Origin of the sequence: Marinobacterium arenosum, from assembly GCF_019795155.1 — a bacterium.
GTDB classification, from domain to species: domain Bacteria; phylum Pseudomonadota; class Gammaproteobacteria; order Pseudomonadales; family Balneatricaceae; genus Marinobacterium_C; species Marinobacterium_C arenosum.
Genome location: NZ_JAILYN010000111.1, coordinates 1 through 1367 on the forward strand (window position 1 = coordinate 1; position 1367 = coordinate 1367).

A 1367-nucleotide genomic window follows, 5' to 3' on the forward strand; every position below is an offset into this window, starting at 1 on the left:
CTTGGCGACCATAGAGCCGTGGAACCACCTGATCCCATCCCGAACTCAGCAGTGAAACGTGGCATCGCCGATGGTAGTGTGGGGTCTCCCCATGTGAGAGTAGGTCATCGCCAAGCATCTAATTCCGAAGAACCCCAGTCGCCATGCGGCTGGGGTTTTTGCTTTTGTTGGCGCTGAAATAAGCTTTGAGCTGGATCAGAGCGCAAGAGGCTGATGTTGGTAATGTTATCTCCATTGTCGCACAATGGATGAAGAGTTGAGCATGGACGTCAACTTGGTATAAGGGACTTAAAACATGGATAAGTTTTCTCTGGTGGTGGTCTCCACTGTTGTCTTTTTCTGTTTCACTAAGCCCACTGCTGCCGCTTCAGATAATGAATGTGCCATTTGGCTCTGTTTGCCTGGCGGCTTTCCTGAAGGCTGTGGATCGGCCAAGATGGCCATGGTAAACAGGATTGCAAAAGGTAAGTCACCGCTTCCACCGTTCTCATCCTGCGCAATTAAGGACGAGGATTTCCTTTCTTATGATTACAACTACGCGGCATTGATTCGCGAACAGCGAGTATGTACAAAGTGGGGTAGCTCCAATAGGGAGCGTTGCCTGGCCTATAAAGCTATTCCTGAGCATTACGTGAAGGGAACACGCTGTGTGTCACGCGGCGGTATTGAGGAGCCGAGCGGTTGCATTGCTACCCGCCGATATGTAGATATTTACATTAACGGCCAAAAATCGGGTAACACCTACTACTGGTAAGGCAGCATGGATCTCTTTGCCACACTTGCGCTATGTATGACTCTTACAGTGCCGTCGCAAACGCTCGCAGCGAGTTGCGACGAAGCACGGGAGCAATACCGGATAAGGTTGAAGCAGCTACAGCTTCAACCCAATGATCATGAGGCCATCGCTCGGGTGGTGGTTGCTGAAGCCGCCGGGGAGGGGGATAGGGGAATGGCGTCTGTTCTCTTCACTATACTGAACCGATTGATCAGTGGCCGTTTCGGCGACTCGATTCCCGAGATTCTGAATGCGCCTGGGCAGTTTGAACCGGTTTCCAAAGTCGGGGCCTGGGATTACTTGCCGGTAGTTAGCCAGACTCAACAATCCAAGATTGATGCAATTCTTGCATTGGCAGTTAGCGGCCGGATCTCGGACCCAACTAATGGTTCCCTATATTTTCAAAATCCTGCCTTGGTCGCTAAACGGGAAGATACTGGAGTTGTATCTATCGGATTGACTCATTTTGGGAGGGTGTTCATAGTTCTGTGTCAGCGTAAATCACAGGTCCACATATTGATCCACCCTGCCCGGGAAGTGGATGGTCAACTGGGATAGCGTCAGATTCCAGTTTTGTACTGGATGCGTCCAC

At 50.7% G+C, this 1367-nt stretch carries 1 protein-coding gene, 1 rRNA gene and 1 pseudogene; all 3 read left to right on the forward strand.

Translation table 11 applies throughout. The features are described 5' to 3' along the window. Window positions 1-116, forward strand: a 5S ribosomal RNA gene (rrf, locus tag K6T12_RS21395). A gap of 179 nt (window positions 117-295) precedes the next feature. Then, window positions 296-754 carry a conjugal transfer protein TraL gene (locus tag K6T12_RS21400; RefSeq protein ID WP_222225003.1) on the forward strand — a complete coding sequence of 153 codons (459 nt, stop codon included), beginning with the start codon at window positions 296-298 and terminating at the stop codon, window positions 752-754. A gap of 36 nt (window positions 755-790) precedes the next feature. Further along, window positions 791-1186, forward strand: a pseudogene (locus K6T12_RS21910) (cell wall hydrolase); the annotation flags it as partial. Between the last annotated feature and the right edge of the window lie 181 nt (window positions 1187-1367).